The sequence below is a fragment of the Prolixibacteraceae bacterium genome (assembly GCA_019720755.1).
In the GTDB taxonomy this organism is placed as follows: Bacteria; Bacteroidota; Bacteroidia; order Bacteroidales; family Prolixibacteraceae; genus Halosquirtibacter; species Halosquirtibacter laminarini.
The window spans coordinates 3081698-3104586 of sequence record CP081303.1; the positions used below are offsets into that span (position 1 = coordinate 3081698).

At 37.6% G+C, this 22889-nt stretch carries 14 protein-coding genes; 2 read left to right on the forward strand and 12 right to left on the reverse strand.

Features of this window, described 5'->3' with window-relative positions; translation table 11 throughout:
* Positions 1 to 2: 2 nt before the first annotated feature.
* Genes K4L44_12165 through rsmH form a run of 10 tightly spaced genes read right to left on the reverse strand, consistent with a single transcriptional unit; the run spans position 3 to position 11965 of the window.
* Positions 3 to 749, reverse strand: coding sequence for a hypothetical protein (locus tag K4L44_12165; protein ID QZE13337.1), 747 nt, complete (start codon positions 747 to 749; stop codon positions 3 to 5).
* Positions 742 to 2103 carry a UDP-N-acetylmuramate--L-alanine ligase gene (gene murC, locus K4L44_12170; GenBank protein ID QZE13338.1) on the reverse strand — a complete coding sequence of 454 codons (1362 nt, stop codon included), beginning with the start codon at positions 2101 to 2103 and terminating at the stop codon, positions 742 to 744. The genes K4L44_12165 and murC overlap by 8 nt, the downstream gene beginning before the upstream one ends.
* A 2-nt stretch (positions 2104 to 2105) precedes the next feature.
* A complete protein-coding gene (gene murG / locus K4L44_12175) occupies positions 2106 to 3203 on the reverse strand; it encodes an undecaprenyldiphospho-muramoylpentapeptide beta-N-acetylglucosaminyltransferase (protein ID QZE13339.1) in 1098 nt (365 codons plus the stop codon).
* 25 nt (positions 3204 to 3228) lie between these two features.
* A complete protein-coding gene (locus K4L44_12180; GenBank protein ID QZE13340.1) occupies positions 3229 to 4479 on the reverse strand; it encodes an FtsW/RodA/SpoVE family cell cycle protein in 1251 nt (416 codons plus the stop codon).
* 4 nt (positions 4480 to 4483) lie between these two features.
* Entirely contained in the window at positions 4484 to 5818 is a 1335-nt protein-coding gene (murD, locus tag K4L44_12185) for a UDP-N-acetylmuramoyl-L-alanine--D-glutamate ligase (protein QZE13341.1), read from the reverse strand.
* A 2-nt stretch (positions 5819 to 5820) separates the two neighbouring features.
* Positions 5821 to 7071: a phospho-N-acetylmuramoyl-pentapeptide-transferase gene (gene mraY / locus K4L44_12190; GenBank protein ID QZE13342.1), complete on the reverse strand. Its 1251-nt coding sequence runs from the start codon at positions 7069 to 7071 to the stop codon at positions 5821 to 5823.
* 15 nt (positions 7072 to 7086) lie between these two features.
* On the reverse strand, positions 7087 to 8547 hold the full coding sequence (locus K4L44_12195; GenBank protein QZE13343.1) for a UDP-N-acetylmuramoyl-L-alanyl-D-glutamate--2,6-diaminopimelate ligase: 1461 nt from the start codon (positions 8545 to 8547) through the stop codon (positions 7087 to 7089).
* Positions 8548 to 8552: 5 nt separating this feature from the next.
* Positions 8553 to 10682 carry a transpeptidase family protein gene (locus tag K4L44_12200; GenBank protein ID QZE13344.1) on the reverse strand — a complete coding sequence of 710 codons (2130 nt, stop codon included), beginning with the start codon at positions 10680 to 10682 and terminating at the stop codon, positions 8553 to 8555.
* A 15-nt stretch (positions 10683 to 10697) separates the two neighbouring features.
* A complete protein-coding gene (locus K4L44_12205) occupies positions 10698 to 11045 on the reverse strand; it encodes a hypothetical protein (GenBank protein QZE13345.1) in 348 nt (115 codons plus the stop codon).
* Between the two features lie 14 nt (positions 11046 to 11059).
* On the reverse strand, positions 11060 to 11965 hold the full coding sequence (gene rsmH, locus K4L44_12210; protein QZE13346.1) for a 16S rRNA (cytosine(1402)-N(4))-methyltransferase RsmH: 906 nt from the start codon (positions 11963 to 11965) through the stop codon (positions 11060 to 11062).
* A gap of 925 nt (positions 11966 to 12890) precedes the next feature.
* On the opposite strand from rsmH, the gene K4L44_12215 reads away from it, so the two are divergent.
* Entirely contained in the window at positions 12891 to 13649 is a 759-nt protein-coding gene (locus K4L44_12215) for a class I SAM-dependent methyltransferase (GenBank protein ID QZE13347.1), read from the forward strand.
* A gap of 93 nt (positions 13650 to 13742) precedes the next feature.
* Here the strand turns inward: K4L44_12215 and K4L44_12220 are convergent, their stop codons facing one another.
* Both K4L44_12220 and K4L44_12225 read right to left on the reverse strand, forming a co-directional pair.
* Complete coding sequence (locus tag K4L44_12220) at positions 13743 to 15182, reverse strand: discoidin domain-containing protein (GenBank protein ID QZE13348.1); 1440 nt, start codon at positions 15180 to 15182, stop codon at positions 13743 to 13745.
* A gap of 372 nt (positions 15183 to 15554) precedes the next feature.
* Positions 15555 to 19184, reverse strand: a complete 3630-nt coding sequence (locus tag K4L44_12225) for a PKD domain-containing protein (GenBank protein ID QZE13349.1) — start codon at positions 19182 to 19184, stop codon at positions 15555 to 15557.
* A 629-nt stretch (positions 19185 to 19813) separates the two neighbouring features.
* Here K4L44_12225 and K4L44_12230 point away from each other — a divergent pair.
* Positions 19814 to 22855: a KAP family NTPase gene (locus K4L44_12230; GenBank protein QZE13350.1), complete on the forward strand. Its 3042-nt coding sequence runs from the start codon at positions 19814 to 19816 to the stop codon at positions 22853 to 22855.
* The last annotated feature ends 34 nt before the right edge of the window (positions 22856 to 22889 follow it).

Below are 22889 nucleotides of genomic sequence, written 5' to 3' on the forward strand. Positions count from 1 at the left end.
TTTTAAGAGCAGACAACCTGCCCCTCGTACTTCAAATTTATCTTTTGGTATTTCCCCCAATTATCATTAGACAATATCTGTCTATAAAACGCCTTCAAATATTTGAATTTACGTTTGTATGCTTCTGGTTTTCCAAAAAGGATTTTAAAATCTCCTATTTTGGGTATTAAAACCAATTCGCCCCCTTTAAGAACATCTATTTGATCTATTAGAGCCTTCAAAAATCGGTCATTTTGAATAAATAGGCAAAGATCAAAGAGATCATTTTTTATAAAATTGAGATCCGTTTGTCCTGTGATAATGGGGGTCTTCTCCGTATACTTTGGAGACCAGGGAATTACATCCTTATTTGCATCTAAATAGTAGTCCCTTTTTTTAGACACAACACGAACAATTGGATCTTTCTGATCAACAACTACATTTAAAACAGTACTTGCATACAAATTGTTGTACTCAATGGTATAAAATACTTCACAATCTTTAATATAATTGCTATTTTTCAGCTTATGTTCAATTGTATTCAGATCAATGCTATCTTTTTTCTTTCCTAAGATCTCTCCATTGGTCAGTTCAATGAACTTAATCACCGAGCTACGATCCAAAAAACCATGTTGACTTGCATCAAGAATCTCTATTTTATAGTTGTCTACAATAGCAGATCCCATCCACGACCCAATATGGTGACTGGAGGTAATCAGTACGATTATAACAATGACAATAAAGGTTAATGTTTTAAGCTTCTTATGCATCTCTCTCTAAATAGTCTCTGATAGGTTGAACCAAAGTATCGATGTCACCTGCACCGAGTGTCACTAAGATATCAAAATGTTCAGAATCTAAGGCTTTTAGAACATCTTTTTTCGTAATTATACACTTTTTCTTTGCATTACAGTGATCATAGATTAATTTTGAAGTAACTCCATCCATTGGCTTCTCTCTTGCAGGATAGATATCCAATAAGATAAGCGAGTCCAACATCGAGAGACTCTCTCCAAAACCTTCATAAAAATCGTTCGTTCTTGAGAACAAGTGTGGTTGAAAAATACCAGTAATTTTTTTCTCGGGATAGAGTGTCTTGATGCTATTTAGTGTTGCCTTTATTTCAGTAGGATGGTGTGCATAGTCATCAATATATTTCACCTCATTATTGTCATACTGTACATCAAAACGACGTTTTACCCCTTGATATGCAGGGATGATATTTTTGATCTCCTCCTTGGTTACCCCGTTAAGAATTGATACTGCAACAGCACCGATACAGTTCTCTAGGTTTACCTCTCCAGGATAGGTGAAACGACACCCTTCGATAACTCCCATAGGAGTGTGAATATTAAAATGATATCCACCCTCTTTAACCGAGATCTCCGAAGCAAAAAAATCAGCCTTGTTATCATGCAATGAATAGCTATAACAGGTTGCCTTTTTCTCTTTTATCTGAATCCCTTTTTTATAGACTACAAAGCCCGTAGAGGGTACCATGTCGAGATAAGATTCAAAGGTCTTTTTGATGGTGCTATCGTCTCCATATATATCTAAATGATCGGCATCCATCGAAGTGAGTAGGGCCGTGTCTGGAGACAATTGCATAAAGGAACGATCAAATTCATCTGCCTCCACTACCATGATATTACTTCCTTCATTGGGCAGAAGATAGTTGGTTCCATAATCTTTTGATATTCCTCCTAGAAATGCCGTACATCCTACTTTGCTTTGATGCATGATGAATGCAGCAAGTGTCGTAATAGAGGTTTTACCATGAGTCCCAGCAATACCTATACACTGTTTCGTTCGTGATATTAGACCTAACACTTGGGAACGTTTCATTATTTCATACCCTTGATCCCTCACGAATATCAACTCCCTCATCTCTTTCGGGATGGCAGGTGTATAGACTACCAACGTACTCTTTACATCCGAAGGGACTTTTTTCGGTTCATCTTCATAGTGAATCACGATGCCTTCTGATTCTAATGTTCTTGTCAATGGGGTTTCGGTTCTATCGTAACCACTCACTTTGTATCCATTATGGTTGAAATAACGAGCCAATGCACTCATCCCAATACCACCTATACCTATAAAATATATATGTTGATAATCTTTCATTATTAATCACTTATTAATTTATTGGCTACAGCAACGATATCTGCAACCGCATTTGGTTTCGCAAATGCTTTAATCTCTTTCTCTAATGCCACTATTTGATCTTGGTTATCCAAAAGAGCAAGCGCTTTGTCTACAAGCTTTTCCGGTGCCTCTTTATCGGTCACCAAAACAGCTGCTCCGTGATCCGTTAATGCTTTGGCGTTATGCGTTTGGTGGTCTTCTGCTACATTGGGAGAAGGAACCAAGATGGTTGCTTTCTCCATCACACAAAGTTCTGATATCGTTCCTGCTCCTGCACGTGAGATGATAAGATCACTTATATCGTATGCCGCTTTCATATCCGAAATAAAAGGAACGATATGGAAGTTTTTAGGGGTCTTCCCTTCATACTTATTCTTCAGTTGTTCATAGTAGAATTTACCGCATTGCCATATCACATTTACCCCTTGTTCTATTAGTTTGTTCGACTCTAGGTCCATTGCATGATTCACCTGTCTTGCTCCCAAACTACCCCCGATAATAAGGAGGGTTGGCTTCTGAGGATTGATATACCATGACTCTTGTGCTTGATGATTTGAGTCAAGAAGAATCTGTCGTATGGGGTTGCCCGTGAAAACAATCTTCTCTTTGGGAAAGAAGCGTTCCATATTGGGGTATGCCACACAGATCGCGTTGGCTCTTTTACCCAATATTTTGTTGGTCACTCCAGCAAAAGAGTTTTGTTCTTGAATAATGGTTTGACATCCCATTCTAGAAGATAGGTACAGTATCGGACCACTAGCAAAACCACCCGTTCCTACGACCAAGTCTGGTTTTTTAGACTTGATAATTTTCCACGCTTTGTATAGAGATACAACTAGTTTGGGAAGAAAAAGGAAATTACGCCATAACTCTTTACGATGAAATCCAACCACTGGTATCCCTTCGATTGTATATCCCGCTTGAGGGACTTTCTCCATCTCCATCTTTCCTAGAGCTCCCACAAAAGAGATCTCTGCATTAGGGAAAGAATCTTTTATCTCATTCGCAATGGAGATTGCAGGAAAGATATGTCCTCCTGTTCCGCCACCACTGATTAGTACTTTTATATTTTTCTTCATCGTAAATTCAAAATTAGCATGTTTTTTATGAGTCAAAATCTACATCGTCCTCTTGTAAGTATGCATATTTATCCTCAATCTGACGCACTTTGTGTATCAATGAATTTTCATCTTGCTCTTCCTCTGTAACACGCTTCTCTAACTTCGATCGATAGGCTATATTTTGAATCATTCCTACTCCAACCGAGGTGACTAAAACAGAACTACCACCTAAAGATACAAAAGGTAGGGGCTGACCCGTCACAGGGATAACATTTAACGATACTGCCATGTTTACAAAAGCCTGTAAAACATACAAAGTAGATATTCCGCAAACAAGTATGGCACTAAAGGTATTAGGACTTTTGAGCATGATCCGATAACACCGGACATAGAAGACAATATACAGAAGCCATAAGAAGATTCCTAGTGCAGCTCCTCCAAGCTCTATTGCCATGGCAAAAACAAAGTCATTGTGTGAGGCACTAAGAAAGTTAGATACCAAACTTTTGTCGGCAGTCCCCTTTATTCCCCCTCTTACAATCGCCACTTTAGCATAATCCACCTGACGCATGCGATGGTCCTGTTTGATCTCATTATCTCCAAAATAACTCTCTACCCTAGATTTTATTGTGGAGATACGTCCCAGTTTGACTGGCGACACATAGGATGCAAGAATCAAAATCAAGAATGCCATTGCTGCAAAAAGAATGGTTAACCCGATCTTCTTGATAGGCATATTTCCAATTAACATCATGATTAAAATCGTAATGGCCATCAAAAATGCCGTGGAGAAATCGGACAGAAACACAGGCAATATGATCATAGAGGAGGTGATAATGATCGTCCAAAATGATCGGTCTTTGGCCTTGGTACTCTTTTGCCCTATACTGATGTAATAGGCTGTGGCATATATGAGCCCAAGCTTGGCGACCTCTGTGATCTGAAAACTAGATCCTCCTAACGACAAACTCCTACCTGTTTGATCGCTTCCCATTGAGAGGAAGAAACCCCACATCAGAAACGTAAATAGAACGATGATTCCAATATTGGATAGCCGTCGAAAGATAGCAATCGGCATATAGGTAAAGAAGGTCATCAATCCAAATCCCAATATTATATACAAGACATGTTTCAGTCCTGGCTTTAGATAAGCCCCATCATATTGATTATATGCAAGACGTCCTCCCGATGATAAAAGTATCGGTATCGACAGAAGACTTAAAAGAATTACAATACTCCATATTGTTTTGTCTCCTTTAAAAATCTTTGATATAATGGATAAGACTTTGTTCATCTCTTTACAGTTGTTTTACACAATTCTTAAACTGATTACCTCTGTCTATATAGCTTTTAAACAGATCAAAACTTGCACAGCAAGGCGATAGTAGTACGATACTATCTGTTGTTGTATGGCTGTATGCTGCTTCTACAGCGGACTGCATGGTATTGGTTTCAACCATTGGAATCCCACATTTTTCAAATGCTTCGATAATTTTATGGTTATCTACCCCTAAGCAGATAATTGCCTTGACCTTCTCCTGAACCATCTTTTCTAGAACAGAATAGTCGTTTCCTTTATCTGTACCTCCTACAATCCATATGATGTCTTGATCAAAAGCATCTAAAGCAAATTTGGTCGCATCTACATTGGTTGCTTTGGAGTCGTTGATATATCGTACGCCTTCTAACTCTCTACATAGCTCCAAACGGTGTTCTACAGCCTGAAAACTCTCTAGCCCTTGGGCTATCTCTTCATTGCTCAACCCAACTCTTAGCGAGGCAAGGGTTGCAGCCATCATATTGCATCCGTTGTGTGCCCCTTTCAGTGGAAGTGCTTTGGTGTCTATCTCAAAGACATGTTGGTCCAACTCAGCATGAAGCACTCCATTTAGAATAGAGACCCCTTGTTTTTTATAAGACTGGGATAGAGAAAATGGCACCGAAGTGATCGACGTAAAATCAGCAGATCTCTTTGTGATCATCGAATCTTCTTCGAAATAGATAAAAAGATCTTCTGATTTCTGGTTCTGTATAACACGAAACTTCGCATCTGCATATTTCTCGATCTGATACTCATAGCGATCTAGGTGATCTGGGGTAATATTCAAAAGAATAGATATGTCTGCTTTGAAGTCTATCATGTCTTCCAACTGAAAGCTACTTAACTCCAGCACAAACCAATCGAACTCTTTTTGTGCAACCTGTCTGGCAAAGCTCATTCCGATATTTCCACCTACCCCCACATTCAATCCCGCTTTCGAAAGAATATGATATATTAGAGAGGTGGTGGTCGTTTTACCATTACTCCCAGTGATACAGATCGATTTGCCTTGATAAAAACGCCCTGCATACTCTATCTCCGATAGAATTGGAATTCCCAACGCTTCTACACGCTGAATAATTGGTGCGGTACGAGGAATCCCTGGACTTTTAACGACCCAAGAAGCATTGTCTAGAAGAGAATCAGAGTGTCCTCCCTCTTCCCAAGAAATCCCATATGCATCAAGCTCTGTCTTATACTGTTCTGCAATATATCCAAAGTCGGATACCATCACATCCACCCCTTTCTGTCGTGCTAGGATCGCGGTACCAACACCACTCTCCCCTGCACCTAAAATAATCCCCTTTTCCATGACTATCTAACTTTTAGGGTTACAATAGTGAATGTGGCCATAATGATTGCCACAATCCAAAAACGGGTCACAATCTTAGACTCAGGAATATTCTTCTTTTGATAATGGTGATGCAGAGGCGACATTAAGAAGATACGTCTTCCTTCGCCATATTTCTTTTTTGTCTTCTTAAAATACCATACCTGAATCATTACAGAAAGACTCTCAATCATAAAGATTCCACATGCAAAAGGAAGAAGAAGTTCTTTACGGATGATGATTGCAAATACTGCAATGATACCACCAAGGCTCAAACTTCCAGTGTCCCCCATAAATACCTGTGCAGGGTAGGAGTTGTGCCATAAGAATCCAATTGTTGCTCCGATAAAGGCCGAGATAAAGATTGTTAACTCTCCGATATTGGGTATATACATGAGGTTGAGGTAATCTGAAAATATCAGGTTACCACTGACATACGCTAGTATTGCAAAAGTAACCCCACTAATGGCCGAAGTTCCTGTGGCAAGTCCATCTAATCCATCGGTCAGATTGGCACCATTCGATACGCCTGTGATGATAAATATGATGACAAGAAAATAGAGTCCCCAGCCTGCAAGTTGTTGATATTTACCTAGAAACGAGAAAAATGAACTATAATCAAGCTCATGGTTTTTAATAAAAGGGATCGTTGTCTTGGTTGACTTGACATCTTTGGTTTTTGCTACCACCTTCTGAAGTCCTGTAGTCTGGTCTATTACAATCTCCTTTTTCACTTTCCCATTACCATCTAATACTTTTTCTCGAACCACTACATCTTTCGAAACATATAGGGTTACAGCAACAATAATTCCTAACGAAACCTGACCAACAATTTTAAACTTTCCAGCCAATCCATCTTTGTTCTTACGAAACACTTTGATGTAGTCATCGATAAACCCGATGGTTCCCAACCACAAAGTAGTCACCAACATCAAGATGATATAGGTATTGGTTAGATCTGCAAATAGAAGTGTTGGTACAACGATAGACAGAAGGATAATGATCCCACCCATGGTTGGTGTCCCTTTTTTCTCCATCTGCCCTTGCAGCCCAAGGTCGCGTACGTCCTCTCCAATCTGTTGCTTTTGAAGAAGTGTGATGATCTTCTTGCCAAAAAGAACAGAGATAAGTAGGGCCGTGATTACTGCTAGAGATGAACGAAAAGATAAATATTGAAACATCCCTGCTCCAGCAAGATCGAATTGGTCTAAGTATTTAAATAGATGATAAAACATTGTATGGGTGTCGTTTTAAGCGTGAAACTCTTTTTTTACTATCTCATGATCATCAAAGGGGTGTTTCTCTCCTTGAATCTCTTGGTAATCTTCGTGTCCTTTCCCTGCGATTAAAACAATATCACTAGGACTGGCTAGAGCAAGAGAAGTCCTGATGGCCTCTGCTCTATTGGTAATCGAAAGTACTTTCGACGTATATGGAGCAGGCACTCCCGCTCTCATCTCTTGTATGATGGTATCTGGATCCTCAAAACGAGGATTGTCAGAGGTCAAAATCACTCGATCACTAAATTGTGTCGCAATTTGAGCCATCAGTGGTCGTTTGGTTGTATCTCTATTGCCACCACAACCAACCACAGTGATCACCTGTTCATTTCGTGTACGGATCTCATCGATGGTTTTCAAAACATTCTCTAGTGCATCTGGAGTATGTGCATAGTCGATGATGGCAACTTTACCATCATTAGATCGAATGGTCTCCAATCGTCCATTGATTGGTTTTAGTTGAGACAGTGCTGCGATCACTTCTGTTGGAGCTTCCCCTGTAAGTACAGCGGCACTATAGACTGCAAGAAGATTGCTCACATTGAACTTCCCAACAAAAGGCGTCCATATTTCATAGCGATCCATTAATAGTTGCATTCCAGTCAAATCTTGTTCTATCACGGTCGCTTTGAATGATGCTTGGGAACGAATACTGTAGCTATATTTTTTTGCTTTACAGTTTTGTAACATCACCTCCCCGTTTTTATCATCCCTATTGGTGATGGCAAAAGCAGTTGGTTTCAAATCATCAAAAAAGCGTTTCTTTGCTACAATATAATTTTTAAATGTTTTGTGATAATCTAAGTGGTCATGCGAGATATTGGTGAAAATTGCTCCATCAAAATCGATGCCAGCAATTCTATATTGATCTATCGCATGGGAGCTTACCTCCATAAAACAGTGACTACATCCAGCCTCTACCATCCTTGCCATGTTTTGTTGTAAACTTACAGGGTCGGGAGTGGTATGAGTAGAAGGCGAACTATCGTGTCCTACCCTGTTCTCTATGGTCGATAGAAGTCCACAGAAATAGCCCATCTCTTGAAATATATCGTGAAGAAGGGTCGCAATGGTGGTCTTCCCATTGGTACCTGTAACCCCAACAATCTTCATCAAGTGGGAGGGATGATCATAAAATGCGGACGCGAACTCCCCAACAATGGCCATACTGTTTTCAACCACAACCCAAACAATATCGGAAGAGACTTCGTTCGGTAACGATTCACATACGATACAAATAGCACCTGCTTGAGTTGCTTTGTCGATATATTGATGACCATCTACATTCGTCCCTTTGACAGCCACAAAAAGTGATCCTTTGGTTACGGCTCTAGAGTCTTGTGTAACTCCAGCAATCTCTATGTTTGTAGGATCTCCGATCACCTGGAGTGTCGAGATACCTTCTAATATATTAAATAATTTATTTGCCATGATAATCAATTTAATTGAAGGTAGATATGCCCCCCTTTCTTAAGTTTTGTACCTGGTGCAACCGACTGTTTGATTACATGTCCCTCTCCTGATATGTGAACATGGTAATCTCTATTTTCCAACAGATAGATTGCATCGGATGCACTCATTCCATCTAAATTGGGAACCACACTCTTCTTTAGCTTTTCGTTATAAGATAGATTCTTTCCCTTCTTATTCATAACATGTATAATTGGGGTGGTTGCTTTCAACATCGTATCCACCTCCAAATAAGAATAGATATTTTTAATATCCTTTTTATAACCACGAAACTCTTTTACGCCATATTTTTGGAGTGGTGCTTTTACAAAATCTCCCTTTTGGTTAATGTCTATATCATAGGAGTAGAGTCTATCAGCGATCTGTCTGAATACAGGGCCCGCAATTTGGCCTCCATAATATCCATGAAACTTTGGATTGGCGATAACTACAATACAGGAGTACTCTGGATGTTCAGAGGGGAAGTATCCTGCAAACGAAGCATAGTATGCTTTCGATACATATCCCTTCCCTTGTACTGCAATTTGGGCTGTACCAGTCTTTCCAGAGAAGTGGTACTTCTCTGTCTTTAGTTTTCGTCCTGTTCCATACTCTACCGTCTCTTGAAGGATATTTTGAATCTTATGAATATTCTCTAGGCTTCCTATGGAGTTTACTCTAACAGTAGGAGGAAACTGTTCGATCACTCCATCTTTGTGGCTCACCACCTCTTTTACGAGACGTGGCTCCATCATGACTCCTTCATTTGCAATTGCATTGTAAAGGCAAAGTGTGTGAAGTGGCGTCATCTTTAGTCCATAACCAAAAGACATCCAAGCCAATGTGGTACCCCACCAATTATCTTGTGAGGGATGACGTATCTCAGGAACTCCCAATCCTTTAATATTGAGATGAAATGGCTCGTTGAGTTTTAGGTAATATAACCTATTGATAAATTTATCTGGATGTTTGCCAAAGACTTCAGTAACCATCTTTGCGGTTCCTACATTGGACGATTTCTGAATGATCTCCGAAACCGTTAGTTTGCCATGTCCCCCTTCTTTCCAGTCACTATCTTTTACCTTCTGATCGGCCACTTGCCAAATTCCATTTTCGGTATCGTAAACTTTGGATGTATCGATCTTTTCTGTCTCCAAACAGGTGAGCAAAGAGGCGACCTTAAATGTAGAACCAGGCTCAATATTACCTGCATTACCAATGGCATAATTTTGCTCCCCCTCTATAATCTCTTCTTTTTTATTGAGTTCAAGATTAGAAAGTGCTACGATATCTCCTGTTTTTATATCCATGACAATGGCAGTACCCCAATCGGCCTTTGTCTGTTTCACTTTAGCCGCCAAAGCATTCTCTACAGCATCCTGTATTTGAATGTCAATAGTGGTAATCACATCATTTCCAAGTTCAGGTTTGTCGATAAGATTTTGAATCCATCCACTAGAAGCGCGTTCTTTTCGATATATTCCTTTCCCTCCTTTGAGTACCTCTTGATATCCCTCTTCTATTCCATATTTACCAGAAGCTTGTACCTCTCCGTCTAAGTTTTCTCTATTTAATCGACCAATAGTTCTCCCTAGTTTAAACTGAAGAGGATAACTTCGAAGGGCATTTTTACTTACGATAAGACCACTACGGTATTTACTTTGATCAAAGAAAGGAATCTTTCGTATCTTCTCTAAGGTCGAATAATTGATCTTTTTGCTGGAGATACGGAAATAACGACTCTTCTTTTTATATCCTTTTTTCAACCAAACTTTATATTGGTAGGGCGATTTGTCCTTCAAGATGGTACTTAGTTGGGACACCGTCTTTCTAAAACCTTTTTTGAATCCTTCATGGTCGAAGCCCTCTGTTCCAAAATCTATATGAAGAGAGTATAAGTTAATGGAAACTGCCAAAGGGCTTCCATCAGAGGCTCTGATATTCCCTCTTCTACCATATACGACATGTTCGATGGGATCGATGTGCTTCTCTAGGTTATGGATTTCAGAAATTTGTGAAAAAATATTCCAAGATCCACCAACAAGAATGATTAATGCTATAAACATCATCGAAAGCACCAAGACTTGTAATCTCTTTTTTAAACCCTTATCTGCCATATGGTTAATTAACTCTTATTTTTCTTCTTTTTCAATATAAATAACTCCCGGAACATCTCTAGACTGTTCTAGCTTGAGTCCCTGTTGCTTAATTTTACGATATACTTCACTTGGACGTCCTAGCTGTTGTAATTCCGTCTCAAGCTCTTGCGATATCATACTTTTTATTGCAATAGAATCACGCATTCTATCAATCTTAATCAACATTCGTTCATCACGATAGCTAAAAGTTAGCCTCATTAGCAAAAGAGCAAATACAAGGATGATATAGAGAAATTTCTTACGGATAAGCTCTAAGAATATCTCTCCACCAACCAGCTTTGATATAAATGATTTTTTCGATGCGCTTTTCTTTCTATTCATACCTAGTTTGTTTGCTAGTTTTCAACTCGCTCGGCAATACGAAGCTTGGCACTTCGAGATCTAGGGTTGCGTTCTTGCTCCTCTGTTGTTGGTAGAATAACCTTTCGGTTGATTGCCTTAAATGGAGTCAATATTTTTCCATAGAAGTCTTTTTCTGCTTTCCCTTCAGTCTTTCCCTCTTTGATCATGTTTTTAACGATGCGATCTTCAAGAGAGTGATAGGTAATCACCACCAAACGTCCTCCTGGTTTCAACACTTTTTCACTTGCATTCATCAATGCTTCTAGCACCTCCATCTCTTGATTTACCTCAATTCGAAGTGCTTGGAATACTTTTGCAAGATATTTGTGTTCAATATGTTTTGGAGTACATGGTGCGATCATATCCTTAAACTGTTGGATTGTCTCAATAGGCGTATCTTCTCTTTCAGTTACAATGATACGGGCCAATTTTCGAGCATTCTTCACCTCGCCATAGCGCCAAAAAAGACGAGACAAATCCTCTTCCGAGTAGTCATTTACAATTTCAGCTGCAGAAATTTGAGCACTTTGATTCATACGCATATCCAATTTGCCATCAAAACGGAAGGAGAAACCACGTTCAGCAACATCAAATTCATGGGATGATACACCTAAATCTGCAAGAATACCATCGACTTTTTCTAGTCCATAGTATTGAAGGAAATTCTCAATATATTTGAAGTTGTGGTTTACAAAGATAAAACGGTCATCGTCTGGAACATTTGCTTTAGCATCAATGTCTTGATCAAAGCCAACCAACTTACCACCGACAAGCTTTTTAAGAATTTCTCGAGAGTGACCTCCTCCTCCAAATGTCACATCTACATAAATTCCACCCTCTTTAAGGTCTAACCCTTCAATACATTCATTCAACAATACGGGTACGTGATATTCGCTCATCTTATATTATCTTATTAAAAACACACTAACAACTATCTTTATACAAAAGTACGAAAATTACTTGTTAGTTCAGAACCTTATTCAAGCTTTGGTAGAGGGCAATTTTAAAAAAATATGCTTTCTATTTTGTGCCCTATTTTTCTTTACACTAAAGGACGATTACTTAGTATGTTTTTATCATATGTTAAACGCATAGAATCCCCTTCTAGTGCCTTTATATTCAGAGTTATAACAAAATAATTACTTTGATGTTTTGTGGATGTGGAGATAAACACTTTTATTAGTCTAGAACTCCTCTTTTTCTAGTCTATATAGTCGAGAAAGAAGAGGATCTTTAGATACATTGCCCTATTGCAATCGATAAACCTCGAGGCTTTGTTATATTTTATGTTTTATACTTTCGCTTTTTGCCCACGATGAAATGCCTTTTTCTATTTGATTTAGATCTAAGAGAGGTATATCTCAGAAAATGATTGATGGTTGAACAGTTGGTTCTCCATGATATTCTAGTCCTGTTTCGACTTCCTGCACGCTATTTCGAAGAATAAATGAGTATTTTAAAGAGGATAAATTACACATGACATGGTTTATGTTTTGTATGGGGTTTCGATACCCTTCCTTTACCCCTAGAGTAACCAAAGGGTAAAGGAAGGGTAACCGAAGGGTATCTGAACGAAGGAGGAGATAGCAAAGATTTTTTTGCAATCGATATGTACTTTTATCTTGGATTTGATAGAGATAAGAGGATATTCACCGTTTATGAAAGTTGTGCATAACTTTCGTTAACTTGCTCTTTTCGTTTTTGTTGCGAATTGTTGATAGCTTTGATAACCCATTTTAGGATATAGCGGAGTGGACATTTTGCTGAAGCGCAAGAGGGTAGGAGTGTAATAAAGAGAATGATCATTAAAAAAGAGAATATACGATGAGTGAAGAGATGGATTTCGAATTAATTTGTGAATACTATTCGCAGTTGGACAGGCAGGGGCCAGGAAGCAAAGAGACCACCTTAAAAGCCTTAGATTTTATCGGACCATTGTCTGAAAATGCAAAAGTGACGGATTTGGGATGTGGTACAGGGGGCCAAACGATTACTTTAGCGGAAGCATTGCCTTGTAATATTACAGGAGTAGATATTTTTCCTCAATTTTTGAATAAGTTAAACGATCAAAGTGAGTTGCATGGATTATCGAAGCGTTTGCATGCGGTGCAAGGCTCTATGGAGGATCTTCCTTTCGATAAAAATTCATTGGATTTAATCTGGTCCGAAGGAGCGATCTACAATATCGGTTTTGAACAGGGACTTCGTCTATGGCACGAATATCTGAAAGTGGGGGGATATGTGGCAGTCACAGAGATCTCTTGGCTCACAGAGAATCGTACTGAAGAGATCGAGACCTATTGGAATGGTGCTTATCCAGGTATCGATACTATTCCCAATAAAATGCAGCAACTTCAGTCTGCTGGATATATTCCTGTTGCTTCGTTTGTGATTCCAGAGAGTTGCTGGTTGGAGAATTATTATGGAGCCCAAAAAGAGGTGCAGGAGTCTTTCTTGAAAAATCATACCTCGAATCCCAATGCAATAAAATTAATAGAAGAGCAGAGAGAAGAGGAGGCTCTTTATCGAAAATATAAAGACTATTATGGGTATGTGTTCTATATAGGAAAAAGAGTAGGCTAAACGAGATTTATTTTTTATAGTGTTTCAAACAAAACCGAATAGTGTGTGTATCAGCACACTTCTATTCGGTTTTTTCAAAAAAGGAAATGACTTTTATTTTTTAATAAAAGTACAACTCTTTTTGGTTGTCGAAGACCTTAGGATATAGCATCCCTCTCCTAAAGAGGAGATATCGACAGGATTTGAATTGTGATGGTTATTGATCTGCATCACTTTGTTCCCTAGTATATTATAAACCTCATAATTTATGTCTTTGTCTTGAGTGTTGTTAATATAGATCTGATTCTCCGCAGGAGATGGATAAATGGTTAGCTCCTTTTTATTCATGCCTAGCTCGATATTAGGAGTGGAAACACTTTGTCCGAAGATCTTGATTTCTTCAAGGGAGAAATCATAATGAATTGATACGTTCGTGGTATATCTTAGATATCTTGTGTGGATATCTTTCTCGAATGAAACATCTTGAACCCCTCTTTTTTCTGTAGGGTCATCCCAAACCGTTACCCACTGGCTATTATCATCCTTGATCTCCCATTTAACGCCAAAGAACTTATTTTGTATTTTATTGTGATTATCATTAAAAACGATTAGCCTAGAGATATCATATGACTCTCCTAGATCAATGGTATAAGTGGTATTGGGTCCTTTGTCGTTTGATATTTTAAATGAAGATCTTTTTATTTTATTGTTACGTAAACTGGCTGGAATAGAACTAATTTTAGGAGCAATATTTGGATATTTGTTGTTACCATTTACGATGATGTTGTAAAATTTTTTCCCATCTAAGTTACCCGTTTCATCGATGCGACACTTCAGGTAGCGAACTTTATCTTCATTGATATCTAATTTTTTAAGTTCACTAGCGTCGACAAAACTATGATTGGTCCAAATATTCCCATCCACACTAGTTTGAATTGTTATTTTACTTGTGTTCTTACTGAGGTCATCTGTTTTAATAGACTGATCGATGATAAGTACATTGGAAATGCTCACTTGTTGTTTAAAGTCAAGAGTGAATGAAGGTTCGCTCTTGGTTGCATATTCCCATGGTTGTGAATAATATGTGTTTAGGTTACTATATGCATCAAAGATGTCTCTGAGCCTTTTGTTTTCTTCTCTTAGGGGATACATGCAGTAGTTTAATGGAACATAGTCTTCCTCTGTAGAAATGAAATAGATCGTATGATCCCAACTCATATTTTTGTAGGTGACATGAATGATTACTGGTTCATAAGTGAAAGTTTCTGTGGTAGTAAAGGTTGCTTTGGCTGTACCATAATAATCTAATGAAGTAGCTGGTTTAACGTCTCCTACTTGTTTTAATTTTGTCCCTGCAATAAACTCAAATGTATATTTATAGTTTGGTATCTCAGCATTATCTATCTCCCTAGGATATCCGATTGGTATTGTCATCTCTTCGTTGGGATGAATATTAAATATATAGTTTATATAATGCCATGAATGTGATTGAGCATAGGTGTGTAGAGAAATTGCACATAGCAATGTAATAGTTAAGAGTAATTGTTTTTTCATGCTTTTTGTTTAATGTAATTTTTAATAATGATTAATTAGATATTTGTAAAGGATGGATAATATCTGTTTAATCTTAATACATCAATAAGTTAGTATTGATTTGAATACAAAAAGCACAAGTCAAAAGTTAAAGATGGTTAATATGTTAAGTGGCGGGGGAGAAATTAATAAAATTGGAATATCGCTTTACTTCTTAGGACTAATAAATATTGCTTTAAAAATATAGGGAAATAGCTTATAAAATCAACGTGTTATGATTCGATATGAGTTTGTCTTTTATTAAATATCAAGTGTTTTTTCCATCAACATAATGTTTCAAAAAAATTACGGGACACCCGAAGGCATCCCGTAACAGAAAATATATATCATCTACTATTTTTTGATCACGGTACGAACGATCGAATGATCTCCCGTCTCAACTTTAATAAGGTATACTCCAGTAGAGAGGTCCTCTAAAGAAAGTTGTACTTTCTGTTGATGGAATTTTCCTTGATAATATATTACACCTTGTGTATCATATATTTTCACTGTCTGAATAGCCTCTTCTTTTGAGAATAGATTCAAAAAGTGAGATACTGGGTTTGGATAGATTAGTACTAGCTCCTCTTGTGACTCCTTTTGTAATACAAAAGTAGACTTGAAATTTGAACCAATACCTAGATCCAAACCATTTCCTGAGTCTAGCTTATCACAAGGCCCTACATCAAATTTCTTATACCAATAGGTGCCTTCGTAATAGGCCACAAATCGTAATATAGTTCGTTTGGTATCATCAAAATCCTCAGGAACGTTAAAACTTCCTTCGAAGATCTGTTCTCCCTGTACATCTTTGGTATTAAAATGGTCATAATATATCTGATCCTCTGCTGTAAAACCATTTCTATCAGCATCGAAGAAAACTTTAAATCCGATAGCATCTTTTTCTCCTGATTCGCCTGCAGAACAGATCACTCTCCAAGTGATTTCGTCTCCATGTTTGGCAGATACGATATGAGAATCATAAAGATTGGTGTAAGCAGGGATATTTTTCTCTGGCAATACATAGGATACTTTCCCCACTTCTACACTCTGGATATGTCCAAATTTGGTTCCCCAATCCTGTTTCACTTCACACACTTTATAAGTGGTTCGAATGCAGTCTGTCTGTTTGGTTGTCCATGTCTCTCCATTGTCCAATGTGATGGTTAAACGGACATCAAAAGCCCCCTCTTTATTAAAGGTTACAATAGGGTTTTTTTCTGAAGATACTGCTGGAGTACCTTCTTCAAACTGCCATTGATAAGAGGCTATCTTATAACCAGAAACTACTTTGGATAGGTCTGTGAATTGTACTTCATTGCCCACTACAAGGTCGCTGTTGTTCATGGTAAAATCTACCGAAGCATGTTCTTCTGAAGGGGTGATTTTCAATCCATAGTCCTCAATCTCTCCACTCTCAATCACATCCGAAGGTCCTGCAATATAGTCTCTTTTGTCTCCTCTGTAGTATACCATGGCACGAATACGAGAAGGTTCAGAGGAAGCGTCGATAGGCACTACAAAGGAGCCTTTGATCGAGTATTTACTGTCTGTAAATGATGCGATCTCCACATCTCTGCTTACCATCAACTCCTCTGCATCAAACTCACTATTGTGGTTCCAATCACACCAGATATGCACTCCATCCAAATCATTCTGTCCAGAGAGACCTTGGTCTAAGTCAATCTCATACGCTAGTTCTGTTCCTGCCTTTGTAGTCACTAGCTTTTGAGTGTGGTAATCCATATATCTTGCCATATTCTCTGTGCGGTGGATCATCTCGCCGAGCTTCACTCTGGTAATTCCAGCATAGGTTGCATACTGTGTGTTTGGCGTAGCATATTTTTCTTCTACGGTGACTCCACCCTTTTTAGAGAGGGACTTGGTCTCTCCTGATTTGGTTGTCACGTTGAGTGATACATCGTAAGTTCCCACTTTCTCATACAGGATCTCAGAAGGGTTCTTTCCATCGAAGTGGTTTGGTACTCCGCCAGGAAATTCCCAATGCCATGCTACAATCTCATCATCATTAGAAGCGTTACTAAGATCTAATACTTTGATGGTATGTCTTAGAAGAATTTTTTCAGGGGTGATGGTGAAGTCAGGCGTCAATTCAGTGACAGAAGGAAGTACCATGACACTATAGTCTTCTAGCTCACCACTTTCATAGTTTCCTTGTGGATCATAGCCACTTGTATTTCGATTCTTGGTGTTGAATGCACACAAAATACGCAAGCCAACCTTCTTGTCTACCACCATATCTTGTGGGATCTGGATAGTCTGCTTGTAGAGGTAGTTTCCTTGATCGTTTGCCTCTGTGAAGTTCATGGTATGGTCCACAATCTCTTCATCTGGAGTGTATAGGCAGTCCCCATTTTTATCGAGCCAAGCATGGATAATGTAGGAGTCGGTCTTCCCTGTTTCATGTTGATTTAGTGTGATCTCCAAGTCGTAATGCTTCTCTTGTGCTACCACAGCCATATGGTCTTTAAAGAAACCTCCCCAATTGGTCACAGGACTCTCATTGTCAATGGTAGAGAACTTCACATGGGTAATCCCAGCATACGCTCTATATTTTGCAGTAGGGTAGTGGTACTGTGTATAGGTATCTTTAAAATGGATCTTGATATGACTATTTTCTAAAAGCGAGATCTCTTGTCCTTGTTCTTTGAAGATATCTTTAGCAAAACGTATCGTTAGGTTCTCAATGCTGTTGGTCGCTTCGTGTGCTTCCGCTTTACCCTCTAATGATATCATTGCAGAATGATCACTGCTTTTGGTAATTTTCAAAGAGAGGCCTTTGGGAAGGTTCTCTACAAAATAGTGTTCTCCCTCTTTCCATGTCATCTCTTTGAAATGCAATCCATTTAGAAGGGTGATGTCGAGACTGTTTTCTATGATTCCGTCATTTAAAAAGCGTTCTTCAAAACTATCGGTACCATAGCCAATACCGAAAGAGGGAACATATGTATCTGCAACCCCAGTAGCCATCAAGTTCTCTTCGCTCCACAAAGTAATACGAGCTGGATGTTGCATGGCTGCTTTCATACGGATCACCTGATCTTGTGTAAACATCTCGTAGTCGTCTGTGTAGTTCATAAAGTTTTGTGTGTTGGTCAATATGCCATTACAGTTCAGCTCATCCACTTTCATATGGGATTTGTTTGTTGCAGGGGTATCGTCACAAAAGTCTCCACCATCTTTTTCAGGACATCCTCCTTGAAATGTGTGCGCGAGATTAAAAAAGTGACCAAATTCGTGTGTCAAGACACGGCGAAAGTTTTCTGAAGTATTGGTCGAAAGATAGGCTCCATTATATACCACACGAGCCAAGTTGTGTTTGGTCATATATTCATTGGGATACCAAGATACTCCCGAGTTGTTTGTTTCTCCATCTCCATATAGGTCATTCATGATATAGACGTTCATATACTTATGATTGTCCCAAGCATACTTTTGAATCTGTTTGTCTGCTCCGCTGCTATCACCAAAACCAGACATTACCCCATGAAAGGTGATTCCGTTGGTCATATTCCCTTGGGGATCAATTTTTGCTAGTCGAAATTCCACTGGCATGATGCCCAATACCCCTTTAAAACTGTCATGGATGTTTGATTGGCCTGCCGATCTTTGGGCATAGTCTTGGTTCAGCTTCATCAGCGCATCTTCAATTAATGCGGTGGTTACTGCATATCCGCCTTGCTCTTTGCCAAAAACATGAAAGACCACAGGAATAATATACTTAGTCTCTGAATCTTGATTATAGGATTTGCGATGATGTTTCATCTTATGAATCAAACGTGTTTGATTCTGTTGCTCTTTTAAATAAGATTGGTAGGCTTCAGGATGTGCTTTCCAGAAAGCAGATTGTGCCTCTTGAAACTTGCACTCCTCGTGATTGTGTTCTTGGGCAAAGGTGTTGGCACTGTTTGAAGTCAGTAATATTGCAGTCAATGCAATAAGAAGGTAAAGTTGTTTCATCATATATGAAATTAAGGTTTATCGTTTCGAGACCTGTCAGATTCTTCCCCTCTTATTTCAACCTCACCCTTTCGTTATCTATCCCCCCTCAAAGATTGAAGTCATGTCGTATTGCAGCTCCTTCTTCTTCTTGGTTTCGAATGAAATTCTAAGTACTTCTATAGACAAAGACATCCATTTTCTAACAATCCCTCTATGAGTATTCATATTTATTTATAAATATGTTCAAAAACATTTGTAAAAGAGTGCAAATGTAAGAAAAGTGTTTGTTTTAGGTTTGGTAGAAGGTGTGTACACTTCTTAGGTGTAGGCTGTTTCCCTTATAATAATGTATCATAAGTCTCTTTTCGGCTCGGATACAAAAGAAAAAAACGCGTCTGTTTCTTTGTTTTTACTTTGTTTGAAAAGACATGTTTATAACTATGGTAAGTTTTCAGATTTTGAATGCGTTGCGATAGTTATCCACATGTGGATAACTCCTGTTTGTATTCGCCTATTGGCCGTTTTGATACGCTATATATGGAGCGTAAATAGAAGCAACGAAAAGATCCCTATGTTTTATTTCGATTAATGTTATGTTATAAATAATCGATCTTTTATATCTTTAGTATCTTATTGTCCTTTTACAACCTATGACACAAACACAGCCCCAAAAACGATTGTTAAAAGAGAGAGTCGTCAAGATATGGAACTTATTTGTTTTGCTTTCTAATGATATTCAAGAAAAGATTAAAGAGTTCTGTAAAAATCCTATAGATAGGATCAAAAGCATCTTAGGAGAGTTTAAAAAAGAGATCTTCTTCTTGATCTTATCTTTGATCGTGATCTTTGTTTTACACAAACCGTTCTTTAAGTTTATCAATAAGACGTTGGTTCATAATATCTTTGGTTATTTCCCTTCGAATTTATTTTATTTCAATACTGCATCAAGAATTGTGTTGTGTGGTGTTTTAGTCGTCCTTGTTATTTTTGGACTGATCTTTTGTGGTAAAAAAATTAAAATCGCTTATCGTTTTGCAAATAGAGATATCTTCTGGATAGTATATTTTACGATCTGTTGGTCTATATTACGTTTCTATTGTCCCCATTTAGAGGATATTCCATGGCGATTATCTACCTTGACAAGAGGTGGTACACTGTGTTATATTGACTTATGGTGTCTGGTGCCGTTTGGTGGATTTATCATTGCTGGGGGAAGTTACCGTTCACGAATATTATTAAGGAAAAAAAGTTCTGTTCTTGAAGAAAAGAAGGATTCTACTCCAGAAGGCAAAAAGGGAACTGGTCTTGAAGAAAAAGATACTACTTCGGATGAAATAAATAAATCGCTTTTAGATGATAAAGAGTTAGATAGTTATAATGAACTTTTACCATCAAGACAAAAGTTCGTTGATTTTATATTACATGAAATTGATGGGTTGGGAGAGAAGCGTTCTTTTTCCTTTGGTATAACCAGCCCTTGGGGTGGTGGAAAAACCTCCTTCCTAAATGGCTTAAAAGAGAAGTTAGGGGGAAAGAAAGATATTATCGTGGTGGATTACAATCCATGGTATGCTCGCAATGATAGAGAGGTGCTTTCTCATTTTTTAGATGCATTAAAGAGTAAATTGGCTCCCTATCATGGTGATTTGGGGCGAAATATTGAAGGCTATCGCAAACTACTTCTCTCTATGGGAGATTCAAAGTTTAAGAGTGCCATCGAGCACTGTGTCTCCTTTTTTGCTTCTTCTACGGATGTAGCCCAACAGTTTGATAAGGTCGAGCGTTGCCTACAAGAGATTGGGAAAAAGGTGGTGGTCATAATGGATGACCTTGATCGCTTAGGTCGAGATGAGTTGGTCTCTTGTATTAAGATTCTCCGCAATACTGGAGACTTTAAAGGTTTGATCTTTGTGGTGACCTACGACAAGGAGTATGTGACTTCTCAACTTACAGACTACTTTGCTGTAAAAAAACAAGATAGCAAAGAAGGAGCAAGATTCTTGGAGAAGTTTATTCAAATGGAGGTTATGTTGCCTACTATTAAAGTAGAGGAGATACAAGATTGGGTACTACTTCATTTAGGGAATATGTTTAGAAAGTATTTTGAGAAGGAATACGAAGTAAATTTAGATAAAAATAAAATTAGCACGATTTATTCGATAGATGCACTTATCCCGTTAAAATTGAGATATTCGTTTTTACAGTTTATACCACTAAGTTTTAACGTGAGTTATGAAATTAGACATTGGGATCCCAATGACAGCCTAACAGAAAGAGAAACTGGAGTCTATTATAATTTGAACGTACCTGTTAATTTAGCTATTGAAATAAATAATATTCGTCAATGGAAAAGAATTCGTAATCAACTTATTCAGAACAATCATATTTTAAAAGGGGATTTGGATTTGAGAGATATGATTTTTATGATTGTTTTTAAAGAACGATTCCCATATGAATCTTTTAAAATATATGACGAGATTCGTGATTTTTTACCTAATATGGAAGAATACCCTGATGTAGGCAGAAAAAGACTAGGACATTTTAAAGATTTTCCCTCATTGATTAGCTGTAACAATAAAGAGTTATCCAAAGTCTATGTAGACACTATAAATAAAAGAATTTTTGAAATTGGACATTTTGATCCTACATACATGAGGTTTGTATCTGCTTTGTTTTCTTTAAATAAGAAGATTAATAGTGTGGGGTATTTACTTAATTACAGCTCATACTATAATCAAACTTTAGAAGCATATTTCTTAACAGAAGAAGGATTCAAAGAAATATTAAATGATCCTAATGAATTAATTTATATGACTCGTTCTATTTCTGAAATTTCCACAAAAAAGCTTATTGCTTTTAAAGAGATATTTATTGATACATTTTCTAATAATTCATCTCTCGAAAGAGTTAATGATCCAGATTATACGACTGGTACAATAAGAAGTATGATTATTTTATCTTGCAGATCTCTTATAGCTAAGAAGAAGGTAGATCGTTCTTATTGGGATTTCCACCGTATTTGTAACTATTTTATAGATAGCAAAAATAAAGATGATCTGTACAACGAAATCTTTTCTCGTTCTAAATATAAAGGAGACTTTATAGATGAGAAAATCCTTATCAACTTCCTTATCTTCTTTATAGATAAAGGTATTAAAGATCGTTGTATGGAGTTTGCTGTTGTTTTATTTAAATTGTTATCGAAAGTTTTAGATGATGCTTTAGAGAAAAGGAAAGTGTTATTAGAGCCATTTGTCTCTGTAACTAGTTGGTTTTATAGTTTAAAAGAAGACCAAGATGACATTAAAAGTACATTTAAGGATGTTTTTCTTGAACTATGTAAGAAAAAAGAGAGGTTAAACGAAATGTTATCGATTGATGATAATCTTTTGTTTCAATTTATATTAGAGATTGAAAATAGTGTAGATACTCAGGATAAGTCTCTTTATTATTGTAGTGAGTATCTCGACGTCTTTAAAAATTATAAGGATGAATTTGCGTTAAAATTAATAGGTGATTATTCAGAGAAACAACGAGAATATGTTCGCAAAAGATACTTGCTTTTGACATATAAAGCAGCACCAAGCGAACGGTTTATGGAAAATCTGGAAAAGGTTTATGGCCTAAAAGAGCAATTTCAGAACTATAAAGATTATGTGAAAAAAACACATGATTTAAGCATTGATTATTGATTCTTTTTCATTCTTAATGATTGTATGATATTTG